The 18783-nt window shown below is 31.2% G+C and carries 19 protein-coding genes; 15 read left to right on the top strand and 4 right to left on the bottom strand.

Translation table 11 applies throughout. The features are described 5' to 3' along the window. Positions 1-17 precede the first annotated feature (17 nt). Positions 18-251: a glutaredoxin family protein gene (locus HMPREF2953_RS04020; protein WP_002448107.1), complete on the bottom strand. Its 234-nt coding sequence runs from the start codon at positions 249-251 to the stop codon at positions 18-20. 195 nt (positions 252-446) lie between these two features. On the opposite strand from HMPREF2953_RS04020, the gene HMPREF2953_RS04025 reads away from it, so the two are divergent. The 3 genes from HMPREF2953_RS04025 to HMPREF2953_RS04035 all read left to right on the top strand — a co-directional run bounded on the left by HMPREF2953_RS04025 (position 447) and on the right by HMPREF2953_RS04035 (position 3592). Continuing rightward, complete coding sequence (locus HMPREF2953_RS04025; protein ID WP_002448254.1) at positions 447-1793, top strand: cytochrome ubiquinol oxidase subunit I; 1347 nt, start codon at positions 447-449, stop codon at positions 1791-1793. Beyond that, a complete protein-coding gene (locus tag HMPREF2953_RS04030) occupies positions 1793-2809 on the top strand; it encodes a cytochrome d ubiquinol oxidase subunit II (RefSeq protein WP_002448141.1) in 1017 nt (338 codons plus the stop codon). Before HMPREF2953_RS04025 ends, HMPREF2953_RS04030 begins: the two co-directional genes overlap by 1 nt. Positions 2810-2932: 123 nt before the next feature. Next, positions 2933-3592 carry a potassium channel family protein gene (locus HMPREF2953_RS04035; protein ID WP_002448135.1) on the top strand — a complete coding sequence of 220 codons (660 nt, stop codon included), beginning with the start codon at positions 2933-2935 and terminating at the stop codon, positions 3590-3592. 38 nt (positions 3593-3630) lie between these two features. Here the strand turns inward: HMPREF2953_RS04035 and rnjA are convergent, their stop codons facing one another. From rnjA to def, 3 genes are all read right to left on the bottom strand, one after another. Next, the gene (rnjA, locus tag HMPREF2953_RS04040; RefSeq protein ID WP_070671944.1) at positions 3631-5310 is read right to left on the bottom strand and encodes a ribonuclease J1; all 1680 of its coding nucleotides are present in this window, start codon (positions 5308-5310) and stop codon (positions 3631-3633) included. After that, positions 5310-5528, bottom strand: a complete 219-nt coding sequence (locus HMPREF2953_RS04045) for a DNA-dependent RNA polymerase subunit epsilon (RefSeq protein WP_002448185.1) — start codon at positions 5526-5528, stop codon at positions 5310-5312. The genes rnjA and HMPREF2953_RS04045 overlap by 1 nt, the downstream gene beginning before the upstream one ends. Positions 5529-5884: 356 nt before the next feature. Continuing rightward, a complete protein-coding gene (gene def, locus HMPREF2953_RS04050; RefSeq protein ID WP_002448106.1) occupies positions 5885-6436 on the bottom strand; it encodes a peptide deformylase in 552 nt (183 codons plus the stop codon). Positions 6437-6570: 134 nt separating this feature from the next. Here def and HMPREF2953_RS04055 point away from each other — a divergent pair, with 134 nt between their 5' ends. The 12 genes from HMPREF2953_RS04055 to auxB all read left to right on the top strand — a co-directional run bounded on the left by HMPREF2953_RS04055 (position 6571) and on the right by auxB (position 18450). Then, a complete protein-coding gene (locus tag HMPREF2953_RS04055) occupies positions 6571-7200 on the top strand; it encodes a YkyA family protein (protein ID WP_002448147.1) in 630 nt (209 codons plus the stop codon). A gap of 166 nt (positions 7201-7366) precedes the next feature. Further along, positions 7367-8479 (top strand): pyruvate dehydrogenase (acetyl-transferring) E1 component subunit alpha, encoded by a 1113-nt coding sequence (gene pdhA / locus HMPREF2953_RS04060; protein ID WP_002448048.1) that lies wholly within the window; start codon positions 7367-7369, stop codon positions 8477-8479. Between the two features lie 3 nt (positions 8480-8482). Continuing rightward, a complete protein-coding gene (locus tag HMPREF2953_RS04065; protein WP_002448131.1) occupies positions 8483-9460 on the top strand; it encodes an alpha-ketoacid dehydrogenase subunit beta in 978 nt (325 codons plus the stop codon). Between the two features lie 208 nt (positions 9461-9668). Next, positions 9669-10973: a dihydrolipoamide acetyltransferase family protein gene (locus HMPREF2953_RS04070; protein ID WP_070671946.1), complete on the top strand. Its 1305-nt coding sequence runs from the start codon at positions 9669-9671 to the stop codon at positions 10971-10973. Positions 10974-10976: 3 nt separating this feature from the next. Further along, on the top strand, positions 10977-12383 hold the full coding sequence (lpdA, locus tag HMPREF2953_RS04075) for a dihydrolipoyl dehydrogenase (protein WP_002455496.1): 1407 nt from the start codon (positions 10977-10979) through the stop codon (positions 12381-12383). Between the two features lie 143 nt (positions 12384-12526). Then, entirely contained in the window at positions 12527-12799 is a 273-nt protein-coding gene (locus HMPREF2953_RS04080) for a UPF0223 family protein (protein WP_070671948.1), read from the top strand. A 131-nt stretch (positions 12800-12930) separates the two neighbouring features. Further along, complete coding sequence (locus tag HMPREF2953_RS04085; RefSeq protein ID WP_049335411.1) at positions 12931-13470, top strand: helix-turn-helix domain-containing protein; 540 nt, start codon at positions 12931-12933, stop codon at positions 13468-13470. A gap of 13 nt (positions 13471-13483) precedes the next feature. Then, the gene (locus HMPREF2953_RS04090; protein WP_002455494.1) at positions 13484-14578 is read left to right on the top strand and encodes an ABC transporter ATP-binding protein; all 1095 of its coding nucleotides are present in this window, start codon (positions 13484-13486) and stop codon (positions 14576-14578) included. After that, positions 14571-15374, top strand: a complete 804-nt coding sequence (locus HMPREF2953_RS04095; protein ID WP_070671950.1) for an ABC transporter permease — start codon at positions 14571-14573, stop codon at positions 15372-15374. Before HMPREF2953_RS04090 ends, HMPREF2953_RS04095 begins: the two co-directional genes overlap by 8 nt. Before the next feature lie 5 nt (positions 15375-15379). Then, the gene (locus HMPREF2953_RS04100) at positions 15380-16189 is read left to right on the top strand and encodes an ABC transporter permease (RefSeq protein ID WP_070671952.1); all 810 of its coding nucleotides are present in this window, start codon (positions 15380-15382) and stop codon (positions 16187-16189) included. Further along, on the top strand, positions 16186-17259 hold the full coding sequence (locus tag HMPREF2953_RS04105; RefSeq protein WP_049335417.1) for an ABC transporter substrate-binding protein: 1074 nt from the start codon (positions 16186-16188) through the stop codon (positions 17257-17259). Before HMPREF2953_RS04100 ends, HMPREF2953_RS04105 begins: the two co-directional genes overlap by 4 nt. A 72-nt stretch (positions 17260-17331) precedes the next feature. Further along, complete coding sequence (gene auxB / locus HMPREF2953_RS04110) at positions 17332-18450, top strand: lipoteichoic acid stability factor AuxB (RefSeq protein WP_070671954.1); 1119 nt, start codon at positions 17332-17334, stop codon at positions 18448-18450. Positions 18451-18783: the final 333 nt, after the last annotated feature.

The raw sequence follows: 18783 nt of genomic DNA on the forward strand, positions 1-18783 counted from the left end.
GGTTCTTTTTTTATATACTACAGTTGGATATCAAATATTTTGTTAATTTTTTCTAAATCTACCTGATACATAGGCTCCTCATTTAATAAGATAAATGGTGTAGAGAATGCATCATATTCTAACATTTCCTTACGATAAGAAGGATACTTAATATTTTTTTCAATAAAATTAATATGATGTTCCGTTAAATAATTTTTTAAAAAATTACAAGGTGGACAATCATCTTGTGTATAGATAATTATTTTAGACATAAATCATATTCTCCTTTTAATTATACTTTTCTTACTATATATAAGGTAATTAAAAAATGCAAATTGTGAATTTTATGTGAATTCCATTTAAATTCTCTATTAAAAAGTAAACAAAAAAATTTTAGTTACTAATGTTTAGGTATATAATTTAAATCTATAGGCTTTAATTTTAAATTATAGAAAAGGTGGTTAAGTATGAATTCTGTCGAAATTAGTCGTTTTTTGACAGGGATGACATTAGGCGTTCATATTATTTTTGCTACTATTGGAGTAGGAATGCCATTAATGTTTGCAATCGCAGAGTTTTTAGGGATCAAAAAGAAAGATCCTAAATATATAGCATTAGCAAAACGTTGGTCAAAAGGGTATACGATTACAGTTGCAGTTGGAGTTGTAACTGGAACAATTATTGGATTACAACTTTCACTTGTTTGGCCTACGTTTATGAAAATGGGTGGCCATGTTATCGCGCTTCCTCTTTTTATGGAAACATTTGCTTTCTTCTTTGAAGCAATCTTTTTAAGTATTTATCTATATACATGGAATCGTTTTAAAAATCAATGGATACATTTTTTAATTAGTTTACCTGTTATTATTGGTGGTTCATTCTCAGCGTTCTTTATTACTTCAGTGAACTCATTTATGAATACTCCAGCAGGTTTTGAAATGAAAAAAGGCAAAATGGTTAATGTTCAACCATTTGAAGCAATGTTCAATTCTTCATTTTTAGTTAGAGCATTTCATGTTGTTGCAACAGCTGGTATGACGATGGCGTTTATTTTGGCAGCAATCGCTGCATTTAAATTATTGAAAAATAAATATAGTGAAGATGCGCCATATCATAAAAAAGCGTTAAAAATGACTATGATTCTTGGATTTATTCAAACATTATTATCAATGTTAGCTGGAGATTTGTCTGCTAAGTTTCTTCATAAAGTACAACCAGAAAAATTAGCCGCCTACGAGTGGCATTTTGATACACATTCTAAAGCAGATTTAGTATTTTTTGGTGTCTTAAATGAAAAAACACAAGAAGTTTCAGGAGCCATAAAAATTCCTGGATTACTGAGCTTTTTAGCTGATAATAATATTAATACTAAAGTAAAAGGTTTAAATGAATTTCCTAAAAATGATTTACCTCCATTAATCGTTCATTATTTCTTTGATTTAATGGTATCGATGGGAATCTTTTGTTTTATCGTATCAGGCATTTTCATATTAGCATTAATGATAAAAAAACTACGTCCTATTATAACTAAAAAAGTAATGCTTTATGCAGTACTTTTAACAGGACCTGCTTCAATGCTTGCTATAGAGTTTGGTTGGTTCTTAACTGAAATGGGACGTCAACCATGGATTGTTAGAGGTTACATGCGTGTTAGCCAAGCTGCTACACAGGCAGGAGGAATTACGTTAGTAACAATTCTATTCGGTTTACTTTATTTTGTACTTCTCTTTACATCTGCCTATGTATTATTGAGAATGTTTAGAAATAAACCAGCTCGCGAGGATATTGATAAAGTGATTGGAGGTCAAGAATAATGGATTATACTGGCATAGGTATTACAGTATTATGGACTTTCCTATTTTTTTATATTATCGTAGCGTCTATTGATTTTGGTGCTGGATTTTTAACTTTGCATACAAAATTAACGGGAGAAGAAAAAAAGATTAATCATCTTATAGAAAGATATTTAAATCCTGTATGGGAAGTAACAAATGTATTTTTTGTATTTTTCTTTGTAGGTTTTGTAGGATTTTTCCCAGATTCAGCTCTTTATTTAGGGACAGTGTTATTAGTTCCTGGTTCAATCGCTTTAATTCTTATTTCTATTAGAAGTAGTTTTTATGCTTTTGAACATTATGGACAAGATAATAAACTGCCCTGGATATTTTTATATGGTATTACTGGACTTTTAATACCCGCAGCACTCGCAACTGTATTGACTATCTCAGAAGGTGGATACATTAATGAACAAGGCAATCATTTTGATTTGGATTGGGTACAGTTACTATTAAGTCCTTTCGCATGGTCAGTTGTATTTTTAGCAATTGTAAGTGTATTATATATATCATCAGGATTTTTAACATATTATGCTTCTAAAGCAAAAGATAAAGTAGCTTATAAATTTATGCGTCAATGGTTTATGTTCTGGGGTCCACCGATGATTATTATTTCATTATTTGTATTCTTATCATTAAGAATACAAAACTCTAATCACTTTTATAATGCAATTACGCATTATTGGTGGATGTTTGCAATTAGTTTTATTTTCTTCTTAATTGCAGGAATTTTAAATATGATTAAAAAGTATCATGGTTTAGCATTTATTATGGTAATTTTACAAATGGCTTTCGCTTTTTACGGATACGGTATGAGTAAGTTACCTTATATTCTTTATCCATATATTAAAATTTCAGATTCAGGTGTAAACTCATCAATGGGCTTAGCATTAACAATCGTCTTTATTTTAGGTTTACTTTTATTACTTCCATCGTTAATATTGTTATTGAGATTATTCGTTTTCGATAAACAATATGTGGAAGGTAAAAAGTAATTTAAATTAAGAGAGGAGCTAAAATGAGAGTAATTTATATTTATAGAACTTTGAATAAGTTTCTAGTATATAAATGAACTTATCATTTTAGCTCTTATTTTTTAGATAGGAGTTCCAGAAGTCATGGAGAAAGAGTATGTAGTGATAGGATTAGGTCGTTTTGGAGGAAGTATTGTAAGAGAGCTAAATGCTTTAGATATGGATGTTATGGCTATTGATAGAGATGAAGCTCGAGTAAATGAATATAGTGAAATTGCAACACATGCTGTTGTAGCTGACACTACAGATGAAGCGGTAATGAAAAGTTTAGGTATACGAAATTTTGACCATGTCATTGTGGCAATAGGTGAGAATATTCAATCTAGTACATTAACAACTTTAATATTGAAAGAATTAGGTGTTAAAAAAGTTACGGCCAAAGCACAAAACGATTATCATGCAAAGATTTTGAATAAAATTGGTGCTGATACTGTAGTACATCCGGAAAGAGATATGGGTCGTCGTATTGCACATAATGTAGCAAGTGCAAGTGTACTAGACTACCTTGAACTCGCAGATGAGCATTCATTAGTAGAGTTAAAAGTAAGTGAAAAATTGACTGGTCAAACAATCAGAGATTTAGATATTCGAGCACAATTCGGTATTAATATTATTGCAATAAAAAGAGGACGAGAAATCATTGTATCACCAGATCCAAACATGAATATTGAAATTGGAGATATTATGATAATGATCGGCCACGATAATGATTTAAATCGTTTTGAGAAAAAAATAGTAAGATAGTAAAACACACGGTATTTCTTAAGAAATACCGTGTGTTTTTATTCTTCATTTACTTTCATAATTACTGGTAAAATCATTGGACGACGAGCTGTTTTTTCATATAAATACGGCTGTAACGTTTCAATGATTGAAGATTTAATTTGATGCCATTGACTATCATCATTTGAATTTAGTTTTGAAATAACATCCGTTTTAATTTTTCGTTGTGCATCATAAATTAATTGGCCAGATTCACGCATGTAAACAAAACCACGTGAAATAATATCTGGACCTGAAAGAAGTTTATTTGTATTAAAATCAATACTTACTACAACAATAACCAATCCTTCTTCAGATAATAATTTACGATCCCGAATGACAACATTACCAATATCACCGATGCCACTTCCATCAACTAATACATTACCAGATGGAATTCGACCAGCTTTACGCGCAGAATCGTGTGTTAAAGCTAAAACATCACCAATATCAAAAATAAAGATATTTTCTTCTTTAACACCACAATCAATACCTGTTTGACCATGAGCTTTTAGCATACGATATTCACCATGAATAGGTAAGAAGTATTTAGGTTGAATTAAACGAAGCATTAACTGCTGGTCGCCTTGGGAACCATGTCCTGATGTATGAATGTTAGAAATCTTACTGTGAATAACATCAGCACCAGCTTTATATAATGCGTTAATTGTACGATTGATACTTTTAGTATTCCCTGGAATAGGAGAAGAACTGAATACTACAGTATCATCAGGTATAATTTTAATTTGTTTGTGTGTACCATTAGCGATACGTGAAAGTGCAGCCATTGGTTCACCTTGAGAGCCAGTGCATAAAATAAGTAACTCGTGTTTAGGAATATTATTAATTTTGTTAGGCTCAACAAATGTTTCTGGGGGTGCTTTGATATAACCCAGCTCCATACCAATCTTAATATTATTTTCCATTGAACGGCCAAAAGTTACAATTTTACGATTATATTTAATTGCTGCTTCCACCGCTTGTTGGACACGATAGATGTTTGATGCAAAGGTTGCGAAAATAATACGACCTTTACAGTTACGGAAAATTTTATCTACATTTTGTCCAACTTCACGTTCACTTAATGTGAAATCAGGAACTAGCGCATTCGTAGAGTCAGATAACAAGCATAATACGCCTTCTTTACCAAGCTCTGCCATTTTGGCGATATTAGCAGGCGCACCAACAGGTGTAAAATCAAATTTGAAGTCACCAGTATGGACAATTTTACCTTCAGGTGTGTCAACAACAACACCATATGCTTCTGGGATACTATGCGTAGTTAAGTAAAAAGAAATTTCAAAATGTTTAGATTTTATAACACTATCTTCTGTAATTTCATTTAAACTAGCATTACGCAGTAAATTGTGTTCTTCTAATTTATTGCGTATTAAACCTAAAGCTAAAGGGCCACCATAAATAGGCACATTAATTTGCTTTAATAGGTAGGGCACACCACCTATATGGTCTTCATGTCCATGAGTAATAAATAAACCAACAATTTTATCTTGATTTTGTTCTAAGTAGGTATAATCAGGAATAACGTAGTCTATACCTAATAAATTATCATCAGGGAACTTAATTCCAGCATCGATGATAACAATTTCATCTTTATACTCCACAGCATAAGTGTTTTTACCAACCTCACCTAAGCCGCCTAGAGCATATACACCTACTTCATTAGAATGTAATTGTTTCATTATTGAGCGTTCTCCACATTAAAGTGATCAGAATGTTCTTTTTCATATTCTAAATGTGCGCCCTCTAATTTAGTAATAAATTCGATATTATAATTGCGATCTTTTAAATAACGTCTTACTTGTTCTTCAGTTTCACCTTCAACATAAATTGTATTTGTGTTCTCACGAACAATTACTTCGTCTTTATTATGTTGAAAAAATACTTTAAATACTGCCATGATATATATTTCCTCCTAAATAAATGTTTATTTATTGTCTTATGAGCACAAGTAGAAAATAAATAAAATATACATGTTTATTTATTTTCACATCTAACGTGAATGCTACATAACAGGCATTTTAAATTTTTAATATAAAATAATATTTATTTTACTGTGCTTAAAGGCAAATCATACATGTCGTTCATTTTTTGAAAGATAGTAATTTACTATGATTTCAGTTAATTTTTATTTTACCTTATGTATCAGAATAAATAAAGCAGTTTATATGTAGTAAAAGTAGGAGGAAATTGAATAAAAAAAGAAAAACCTAACACATTTATTACAATAATGTAAAAATGCATTAGGCTTGAATATTAGACTTCAACTGAGTCTGGTAATGGAGTAAGAGGATGATCTTTATCGATATAATCGTAGAACATAATACCATTTAAATGATCAATTTCATGTTGAAATACAATTGCTGGATAACCTTTTAAACGTAATTTAACTTCATTACCATCAATATCATAAGCTTTAATTGTTGTTCTATAATGACGATGAACTAAACCAGGTATATTTTCATCTACACTTAAACAACCCTCACCAGTAGGTAAATAAGCGTGTTGAACACTATGACTAATTACTTTAGGATTGACCAACATATAGTCGTAAGATTTACCTTCCCCATCGTCAGGTAAATACACAGCTATCATTTTTTTTGAAATATTAATTTGTGGTGCAGCTAAACCTACTCCAGAGCGTAGACCATATTTTTTAGCAATTTCATCATCTTGACTATTAATTAAAAATTCACGCATATCACGCAAAGTATTTTTGTCTTCTTCAGAAAGAGGTAAATTCACGTCTTTTGCTTTTTCGCGTAACGTAGGATGTCCATCTCTAATAATATCTTTCATTGTTAACATGTTATACACCTTCCTTATATAATATAAAATATAACAGATAATATACATTTACGTACATTATATAGTTTCATTTGATTTATAAACTATCTTTATATAATATTACAATCGAAACACTATGAGGAGGAATGACATTAATGAAATTACGTAAAACCATAGTTGTTGCAGCTGCCTCTACACTTTTATTAGCTGGTTGTACAACTGATAAAAAAGAGGTAAAAGCTTATGACGATAATGTTCAAAAAGCATTTGATAAAGAACAATCTATAAATGAGGTTAGTAAAAAACTAAATTCACTTGAAGAAAAGAAACAAGGTTTGTATAAAAAAGCAAATAGTAATGACAGTAATACACGTAGTAAAGCAGCTGACGATGTACTTGATAATATTGATAAACGAGAAAAAACCTTTGATAAGGAAGTTTCAATTTTAAAAAATTCCGAAAAACAATTTAAAAAAGGCGATTCTCATATTAACGATATTAAAAATGATAATAAAAGAAAAGAAGTTAAACAACTTGATGATGCTATAAAAAACAAATATAAAACACATGACGACTATGCTAAGGCTTATAGAAATGTATTAAGTAAAGAAAAAGATTTATTTGAATTAGTCAAACAAGATGGAGTAACGCAATCTCAAGTAGACGAAAAAAACAATGCGCTTAATAAAGCTCAAGAAAACTTTAAGAAAAAATTCCAGGCTTATGCTAAGGCAATGAATACAGTTAATAAAGAAAAACAAGACGTCGATCATTTAATCTCTTAACATCACTAATACAGTGTTAATTGTTACATTGATACAGTTTCTCAGACTGTATCTTTTTTTAGTAATACAGAACTTTATGAAAATGTTTAACAGTCTAAAATAATTGTGGTACACTATGAGTGGATAAAATGAATTTCTATTATATGGGAAAGGTATGGTGAATTGAATGGCTCCTAAGTTACAAGCCCAATTCGATGCAGTAAAAGTATTAAATGATACTCAGTCGAAATTTGAAATGGTTCAAATTTTGGACGTAGATGGTAATGTCGTAAATGAAGACTTAGTACCTGATTTAACTGATGAACAATTAGTAGAATTAATGGAAAGAATGGTGTGGACACGTATTCTTGACCAACGTTCTATTTCTTTAAATAGACAAGGTCGTTTAGGTTTCTATGCTCCAACAGCAGGACAAGAAGCATCTCAATTAGCTTCTCAATATGCTTTAGAAAAAGAAGACTTCATTTTACCTGGTTACCGTGATGTACCACAACTTATTTGGCACGGTTTACCGTTAACTGATGCTTTCTTATTCTCAAGAGGTCACTTTAAAGGTAACCAATTCCCTGAAGGCGTAAACGCATTCAGTCCACAAATCATTATCGGTGCACAATATATCCAAACAGCTGGTGTGGCATTCGGTATTAAAAAACGTGGTAAAAAAGCAGTTGCTATCACTTACACTGGTGATGGTGGTTCTTCACAAGGTGATTTCTACGAAGGTATTAACTTTGCTTCTGCTTATAAAGCACCAGCAATCTTTGTTATCCAAAACAATAACTATGCTATTTCTACTCCACGTAGTAAACAAACAGCTGCTACTACATTAGCTCAAAAAGCAATTGCAGTAGGTATCCCTGGTATCCAAGTTGATGGTATGGATGCATTAGCTGTATATCAAGCTACTAAAGAAGCTCGTGATCGCGCAATTAATGGTGAAGGTCCAACATTAATCGAAACTATGACTTATCGTTATGGTCCACATACAATGGCTGGAGATGATCCAACTCGTTACAGAACTTCAGATGAAGATGCAGAGTGGGAGAAAAAAGACCCGTTAGTTCGTTTCAGAAAATTCTTAGAAAATAAAGGATTATGGAGCGAAGAGAAAGAAAACGAAGTTATTGAACGTGCTAAAGACGACATCAAGAAAGCAATTAAAGAGGCTGACAATACTCCAAAACAAACTGTTCTTGATTTAATGGATATCATGTATGAAGATATGCCTCAAAATTTAGCTGAACAATATGAAATTTACAAAGAGAAGGAGTCGAAATAAGCCATGGCACAAATGACAATGGTTCAAGCGATTAACAATGCGCTTAAAACTGAATTGCAAAATGACGAAAACGTTTTAATTTTCGGTGAAGACGTTGGTGTTAACGGCGGTGTATTCCGTGTTACTGAAGGTTTACAAAAAGAATTCGGTGAAGACCGTGTATTCGACACACCATTAGCTGAATCTGGTATTGGTGGTTTAGCTCTTGGTTTAACTGTAGAAGGTTTCCGTCCTGTAATGGAAATTCAATTCTTAGGATTCGTATTTGAAGTGTTTGATGAAGTTGCTGGTCAAATTGCTCGTACGCGTTTCCGTTCAGGTGGTTCTAAAACTGCTCCTGTAACAATTCGTACACCATTTGGTGGTGGGGTACACACTCCAGAATTACACGCAGATAACTTAGAAGGTATTTTAGCTCAATCACCAGGTATTAAAGTAGTTATTCCATCTGGTCCTTATGATGCTAAAGGTTTATTACTTTCATCAATCAGATCAAACGATCCAGTTGTATATTTAGAGCACATGAAATTATATCGTTCATTCCGTGAAGAAGTTCCTGAAGAAGAATATACAATTGAAATTGGTAAAGCAAATGTCAAAAAAGAAGGTAATGACATTACATTAATTGCATACGGTGCAATGGTACAAGAATCTGAAAAAGCTGCAGAAGAACTTGAAAAAGAAGGTTACTCTGTAGAAGTTATCGATTTACGTACAGTTCAACCAATCGATATTGATACATTAGTTGCATCAGTTGAAAAAACTGGTCGTGCAGTAGTTGTTCAAGAAGCTCAACGTCAAGCTGGTGTTGGTGCTACTGTAGCAGCTGAATTAGCTGAACGTGCTATTCTTTCATTAGAAGCTCCAATTGCACGTGTTGCTGCTGCTGATACTGTATATCCATTTACTCAAGCTGAAAACGTTTGGTTACCAAATAAAAATGATATTATTGAACAAGCTAAAGCTACTTTAGAATTCTAATAGTATATACAAAACAGTAAGCTATATATGAATCTATATATTTAAAATAAGTATTTTCTATTTATTTTATGTATATATAATTAATTGTAAACTAGAGACGTAGGACAAAATGATAAAGTGTTAACAGACACGACATATTATTCTGTCCTTCCTCTATGTTATAAATTTATTTAAATAATAAATATTTAAATCTTAGGAGGATAAGAACGTGGCATTTGAATTTAGACTACCCGACATTGGTGAAGGTATCCACGAAGGTGAAATCGTTAAGTGGTTTGTTTCAGCCGGAGATACAATTGAAGAGGATGACGTATTAGCAGAGGTTCAAAATGATAAATCTGTAGTAGAAATCCCATCTCCTGTAAGCGGTACAATTGAAGAAGTAGTAGTTGAAGAAGGCACTGTAGCAGTTGTAGGTGATGTCATTGTTAAAATTGACGCACCAGATGCAGAAGAAATGCAATTTAAAGGTCATGATGATGACGATGCTTCATCTAAAGAAGAAGAACCTGCAAAAGAAGAAGCTAAAACTGAAGAAACTCCAGCAGCTTCAACATCACAAGATGAAAAAGTAGACGAAAACAGACGAATTAAAGCAATGCCATCTGTACGTAAATATGCACGTGAAAAAGGCGTGAACATTAAAGCAGTTTCTGGTTCAGGTAAAAATGGACGTATTACTAGAGAAGACATCGATAACCACTTAAATGGTGGCGGTGCTCAAGCAGCAACAGCTTCAAATGAAAGTGCAGCTGCTTCAACATCAGAAGATACTTCTGCAGTTCAAACTCAATCAGTACCTGAAGGAGACTTCCCTGAAACTACAGAAAAAATCCCTGCTATGCGTAAAGCAATTGCTAAAGCAATGGTTAACTCAAAACACACTGCTCCACACGTAACATTAATGGATGAAATTGATGTTCAAGACTTATGGGATCACCGTAAAAAATTCAAAGAAGTTGCAGCTGAACAAGGTATTAAATTAACATTCTTACCATATGTTGTTAAAGCGCTTGTTTCTGCACTTAAAAAATACCCAGCACTGAATACGTCATTTAATGAAGAAGCTGGTGAAATTGTACACAAACATTACTGGAATATCGGTATCGCTGCAGATACTGAAAGAGGTTTATTAGTACCTGTAGTTAAAAATGCAGATCGTAAATCTATTTTCCAAATCTCAGATGAAATCAATGAATTAGCTGTTAAAGCTCGTGATGGTAAATTAACATCTCAAGAAATGAGCGGTGCTACATGTACAATTAGTAACATCGGTTCAGCTGGTGGACAATGGTTCACTCCAGTTATCAATCACCCAGAAGTAGCTATTTTAGGTATTGGACGTATTGCTCAAAAACCTATTGTTAAAGATGGTGAAATTGTAGCAGCTCCAGTATTAGCATTATCATTAAGCTTTGACCACAGACAAATTGATGGTGCAACTGGTCAAAATGCTATGAATCATATCAAACGCTTATTAAATAATCCAGAATTATTATTAATGGAGGGGTAAAACATGGTAGTTGGAGATTTCCCAATTGAAACAGATACTATTGTAATCGGAGCAGGTCCTGGTGGATATGTTGCTGCAATTCGTGCAGCTCAATTAGGACAAAAAGTTACTATTGTTGAAAAAGGTGACTTAGGTGGTGTGTGCTTAAACGTTGGATGTATTCCATCGAAAGCGTTATTACATGCTTCTCATCGTTTCGTAGAAGCTCAACACTCTGAAAATTTAGGGATTATTGCTGAAAGCGTATCACTTAAATTTGATAAAGTTCAAGAATTTAAACAATCAGTTGTTAATAAATTAACTGGCGGTGTTGAAGGTTTATTAAAAGGTAATAAAGTTGACATCGTTCGTGGTGAAGCTTATTTCGTAGATGAAAATAGTTTACGTGTTATGGATGAGAAAAGTGCTCAAACGTATAACTTCAAAAATGCTATTATTGCAACTGGTTCAAGACCAATTGAAATTCCTAATTTTGAATTTGGTAAACGCGTTATCGATTCAACAGGCGCTTTAAACTTACAAGAAGTTCCTGGTAAATTAGTAGTTGTCGGTGGCGGTTATATTGGTTCAGAACTTGGTACTGCCTTTGCTAACTTCGGTTCTGAAGTTACAATTTTAGAAGGTGCTAAAGAAATTCTTGGCGGTTTCGAAAAACAAATGGTTCAACCTGTTAAAAAAGGTATGAAAGAAAAAGGCGTTGAAATTATCACTGAAGCTATGGCTAAAAACGCTGAAGAAACTGAAAACGGTGTTAAAGTTACTTACGAAGCTAAAGGTGAAGAAAAAACAATTGAAGCTGATTATGTATTAGTAACTGTAGGTCGTCGTCCAAATACAGACGAATTAGGCTTAGAAGAATTAGGTCTTAAATTTGCTGATCGTGGATTATTAGAAGTAGACAAACAAAGTCGTACTTCTATTAAAAACATCTACGCCATTGGTGATATCGTACCTGGTTTACCACTTGCACACAAAGCAAGTTATGAAGGTAAAGTAGCTGCAGAAGTAATCTCAGGTCAAGCATCAGAAGTTGATTACATTGGTATGCCTGCTGTATGCTTCACTGAACCAGAATTAGCTCAAGTTGGCTATACTGAAGCTCAAGCTAAAGAAGAAGGTTTAGATTTCAAAGCATCTAAATTCCCTTATGCTGCTAACGGACGTGCTTTATCATTAGACGATACAACTGGTTTCGTTAAATTAATTACATTAAAAGAAGATGACACAGTTATTGGTGCTCAAGTAGCAGGTAATGGTGCTTCTGATATTATTTCTGAATTAGGTTTAGCTATCGAAGCAGGCATGAATGCTGAAGATATCGCATTAACTGTTCATGCTCACCCAACATTAGGTGAAATGACTATGGAAGTTGCTGAAAAAGCTATTGGATTACCAATCCATACTATGTAATTTCCTTTTGAAATAATTGAGAATTAAATCGACATATTTAATTGAAATAATTGAAATAACCATTTACGGTGGGACTATGATTTTATAAGGAATCTAGTTCCACCTTTTTTTATAGAAATAAATTTATATTTTGGAGGGTAATTATGGAATATCAATATCCACTCGATTTAGATTGGTCTAATGAGGAAATGGTTGATGTTATTAAATTTTTTAATCAAATTGAAAACTATTATGAAAAATCTATAATAGGTACTGAACTAATGAAACAATATAAAAAATTTAAACAAATTGTGCCAGGTAAAGCTGAAGAAAAACAAATTTTTAAAGAATTTGAAGAAAAAAGTGGCTATAATAGCTATAAAGTAATCCAAGAAGTTAAAAAACATCCTGATCAAGAAAATTTTAGTAAAAATTAAGATCTCTAATTTAATCTTAATTTTTTAATATACCTATTGAATTTAAAGCTGTATTTTGTTATTTTTATTAAGCATTAAACAAAATGTTTGATAATAGTAAACAAGATACAGCTTTTTTTAGGTGGTTAGTTATGCAAATTGGATATAAATTAAAAAATTTAAGACGTCAAAAAAATCTTACTCAAGAAGAGTTAGCGGAACGAACTGATTTATCAAAAGGATATATATCACAAATTGAAAGTGAATATGCGTCTCCAAGTATGGAAACATTTTTAAGTATATTAGAAGTATTAGGTACTACACCAAGTGATTTTTTTAAGGAAAAAGCGAAAGAAAAAGTATTGTATAAAAAAAGTGAACGGACTATTTATGATGAATATGACAGAGGATATATTTTAAATTGGGTTGTACCTAGTTCAAATGAAAATGAAATGGAACCTCTTATAATAACAATTAAGCCTAGATCATCGTACAAATCTTTTGAACCTTCTGAATCTGATACCTTTATTTATTGTTTAGAAGGATGTGTAACACTTACGTTAGGTAAAGAGCGCTATCAAGCTTATGAGGGAGATGTATTTTATTTTAGAGCAAATGAATTACATCAATTACATAATCATTCAGAAAATGAAGTTAAAATTCTAATTGTAGCAACAGCATCATACTTATAAAGGAGGAAATGGATTGGAGTCACTATTATCTTTTAAAAAAGTTACTAAGAAATTTGATGATACAACAATATTAAATAATATGAACTTAGATATTGAATCGGGATATTTTTATACGTTGCTCGGTCCCTCAGGATGTGGTAAAACTACGATTTTAAAACTTATTGCAGGATTTGAACAACCTAATGAAGGTCAAATTATTTATAAAAATCAGTCTATCGAAAAATTACCTGCAAATAAACGTAGAGTAAATACAGTATTTCAAGATTATGCTTTATTTCCTCATTTAAATGTATATGAGAATATTGCTTTTGGTTTAAGACTAAAAAAGTTTTCTAAACAAGAGATTGATAAAGAAGTTAAAGAAGCATTAAAACTTGTTAAGTTAACAGGTTATGAACAACGTCATATTGATGAAATGAGTGGGGGACAAAAACAAAGAGTCGCTATTGCCAGAGCTATTGTAAATAAACCTGAAATTTTATTATTAGATGAATCTCTTTCGGCACTAGATTTAAAATTACGTACTGAAATGCAATATGAACTTCGTGAGTTACAAAAAAGATTAGGCATCACTTTTATTTTTGTTACTCATGATCAAGAAGAAGCATTGGCACTTAGTGATTATATTTTTGTGATGAAAGATGGTGAAATACAACAATTTGGTACACCAACAGATATTTATGATGAACCAGTGAATCGATTCGTGGCTGATTTTATTGGAGAATCTAATATTGTTGATGGCACAATGGTTAAAGATTTTGTAGTGAATATATATGGTCAGGATTTTGAATGTGTTGATGCTCGGATTCCATCTGGGAAAAAAATTGAAGTAGTGATTCGTCCAGAGGATATTTCTTTAGTTGAATCGACACAAGGTTTATTCACTGCAACTGTCGATTCAATGCTTTTTAGAGGTGTACATTACGAAATTTGTTGTATTGATGAGAAAGGGTATGAATGGGTTATCCAATCTACTAAAAAGACAACAATAGGAAGTCAGGTAGGTTTGTTTTTTGAACCTGAAGCTATTCATATTATGGTTCCTGGAGAAACTGAAGAAGAATTTGATAAACGTATTGAAAGTTATGAGGATATTGAACATGCGTAATTTAAATAAATTTCTCATCATTCCATATTTATTATGGATGATTATTTTTATTATTATTCCTGTGCTATTACTTGTATATTTTTCATTTATCGATATAAATGGTCACTTTAGTTTTACAAATTATCGACAAGTTTTTTCAATGAAATATTTAAAAATGATGTGGGATTCTATTTTTTATGCGACACTTATAACAATCATTACACTAATTATAAGTTATCCTGCAGCCTATTTTATTAGATCTTCAAAATTCCAAAATATTTGGTTACTTATATTAATCATACCCACATGGATTAATTTATTGTTAAAAACGTATACTTTTATTGGAATTTTAAGTCACGAAGGTATGATTAATAAAATGTTAGGTATAATGCATATTGGTCCACTAAATTTGTTGTTTACATCAGGTGCGTTTTTACTTGTTGCAAGTTATATTTATATACCATTTATGATTTTGCCTATTTTTAATAGCATGAAATCAATTCCTAATAATTTATTACAAGCTTCAAGTGATTTAGGTGCAAATACATTTACTACTTTTCGTAAAGTCATACTTCCTTTGACTAAAGAAGGTGTGATGACAGGTGTTCAAGTTACATTTATACCAGCACTATCATTATTTATGATTACTAGATTGATAGCTGGAAATAAAGTGATTAATATTGGTACGTCTATTGAGGAACAATTTTTAGTTATTCAAAACTACGGAATGGGTTCGTCAATAGCTATCTTTTTAATTGTATTTATGGCCTTTATCTTAATTATTACTAAATCTAAAGAAACAAATGGAAGAGGGTGAATTAAATGAAATGGTACGGAAAACTTTATATAGGAATATTACTTGTTGTATTATACCTTCCTATTTTTTTCTTAATGTTTTATTCGTTTAATTCAGCTGGAAATATGGTACATTTTGAACATTTTACATTAGAACATTATCAAGCTTTATTTCAAGATGATCATTTAATGTCTGTAATATTCAATACAATAGCAGTTGCATTGCTATCCGCAGCAGTATCTACTATTATAGGAACATTTGGAGCAATATCAATTTATTATTTGCGAAATAAGAAGTTTAAATTGACATTACTTACATTAAATAATGTACTAATGATTTCATCTGATGTTGTCATAGGTGCCTCATTTTTAATTATGTTCACAGCTTTAGGACATATATTTGGATTAGGATTAGGATTTGGAACAGTATTAGCATCGCATATTGCATTCTGTATACCTATAGTAGTCATTCTTGTGCTACCACAGCTATATGAAATGAATCATAATATGTTAAATGCAGCTCGTGATTTAGGCGCTACAGAATCTCAAGTACTCAGACGTATACTTTTACCAAACTTAATGCCTGCTATTATTGGTGGCTTTTTTATGGCACTTACCTATTCCCTAGATGATTTTACTGTAAGTTTTTTTGTGACAGGTAATGGATTTAGTGTCTTATCAGTAGAGGTGTATGCCATGGCTCGAAAAGGTATCAGTATGGAAATAAATGCTATTTCAACAATCTTATTTTTAGCTATTGTGCTAGGTATTATTGGATACTATGCACTTCAAAATATATTAAAACGTAGAAGTGCTAAAAGAGGTGCAATAGAATGAAACAATTTTTTCAGTTAATTATCGGTGCCATTGTAGTAGGATTGATATGTTTAGGAATAAGTCATTGGTTTAATTCTCAAGATCATACAAAAACTGGTAAAAAAGTTTATGTATATAACTGGGGGGAATACATTGATCCCGATTTAATAAAGAAATTTGAAAAAGAGACAGGTATACAAGTTGTTTATGAAACGTTTGATTCAAATGAAGCCATGGAAGCAAAAATTAAAAATGGTGGTACACATTATGATGTTGCATTTCCAAGTGAATATACTGTTCAAAAATTAAAAAGAGAACATTTATTAGAACCTTTAGATCATCAGAAAATACCCAATATTAAAAATTTGGATTCTGATTATATGAATATGGCTTATGATCCACAAAATAACTATTCAATACCATATTTTTTTGGAACGGTAGGTATTCTATACAATAAAAAAGCGTATCCTAATGAACAATTTGATAGTTGGAACAATTTATATCAGTCTAAATACAAAAATGACATATTACTTGTTGACGGGGCTAGAGAAATTATAGGATTAGCTTTAAATAAATTGGGTTATAGTTTAAATGATTCCAATCCTGTTCATATTAAGCAAGCAGAACAAGACTTACAATCTCTTACCCCTCAAGTTAGAGGGGTAGTAGGCGATGAAATTACTATGATGCTTCAACAAAATGAAGGCCATATTGCTGTAGTATGGAGTGGTGTAGCAGCACCACTTGTTCAAGAGGGAGATACTTATGATTATGTGGTTCCTAAAGAAGGTTCGAATGTATGGTTTGATAACATGGTTATTCCTAAAACTGCTCAAAATAAAGAAGGCGCATATCAATTTATTAACTTTTTATTAGATGCTAAAAATAATAAACAAAATACAGAATGGGTTGGGTATGCTACTCCGAATAAGGCGGCTAGAAATTTATTACCTAATAACATAAAAAATGATCACCGTTTTTATCCAACTCAAAAAGAACAAAAACGATTAGAAGTTTATAAAGATTTAGGAGAGAAAACATTAGGAGAATATAACGAAAGTTTCTTGAATTTTAAAATGTCGTTAAAATAAGTGATAATTAGTAGTTATTTTCCTATAAATTAGATATAATAATTTGACAAGTCAATTAAGGAGTTGTAATAAATGTCAGGAGAACGATACACACAAATCAAACGACCTGTGAGCCGTTTAACTGAGAAACTTTTAGGTTGGATTAGTTGGATTTTCTTATTAATATTAACGGTTATTACAATGTTTATTGCACTCGTATCATTCAGTAATGATACATCAATTCAAAATCTTGAAAATTCCATGAATAATAATCAATTAATACAACAAATACTAGTTAACAATAGTCTAAATACGACTCAATTTGTTATATGGTTACAAAATGGAATTTGGGCAATTATCGTGTACTTTATCATTTGTTTATTAATTTCATTTTTAGCTTTAATTTCTATGAATATTAGAATTTTATCTGGAATATTATTTTTAATTGCTTCCATTATTACTTTACCTTTAGTGTTATTATTTATTACATTAATTATTCCAATCTTCTTCTTCATTACAGCGATTATGATGTTTGCAAGAAGAAGTAAAATAGAAACAGTTCCAGCATATGGTTCTACTTACGATTATCCCCCTTATTATAATCAAAGAGATGATTATGATGATAGATATTATTATGAAGAAGAACCTACTCAATATAATGATGAAAAAGAGTACATAGAATCACCTCGTAAGACTAAAAAATCAGAACGTCGTATTCGTCGTAAACCTTCAAGTGATTATAATGAAAGAGAACATGATTATGAAGATTATAATCATATTACTCAAAATAATGATGAGCAAGATTTTAATGATGATATTGAGGAAGATAAATATAATCAATATCCTAAACGTGCTGTAACAAGTGAATATCAACAATCTTCAAATGATGATACTTCTGGCGTGCTTTCAAGACAAAGAAAGTATAAATATAAATCAAAAAATAGTATGCCGAATGAAGTTAATGATGATGAAAATAATGTAGAAAAAGACTTATATATTGATAAGAAAGAACAAAAAGCACAACGTAAAAGAGAAAAAGCGGAATTACGTGCTAAGAAAAAAGAAAAACGTAAAGCTTATAATCAACGTATGAAAGAAAAAAGAAAGAATCAGCCAAGTGCTGTTAATCAACGTCGAATGAATTATGAAGAACGCAAACAAATTTTAAATAAAGAAGAAAACAAAGAGAAACACTCGGTTGATCAGGAATAATTGAAGGTTATTAGTTTTACGTGTAACTCCCAAGCAATTTGAATTAAATTGCTTGGGAGTTTATTTATCGTCAATAAAAATAAAATTGGATAAGTATTTAATAATAGAAGGATATCAATTAAAATAAATGCATACATAATTAAAATGATATAGTCGCAATAATCAGTTCTATTGGAGTATTTGTAAAATCTACATTATATAACATAGTTAGGTCATTAATTATTAAAAATTAAATCTATACTATTCATATTATGACATTGATATGAAAGTTTAATATAGTGTGGTTTGCAATGATATTATGGAAGTTATAATGAATTAAAAGAATACAGAGAA

This window comes from Staphylococcus sp. HMSC072E01 (genome assembly GCF_001814125.1).
In the GTDB taxonomy this organism is placed as follows: domain Bacteria; phylum Bacillota; class Bacilli; order Staphylococcales; family Staphylococcaceae; genus Staphylococcus; species Staphylococcus hominis.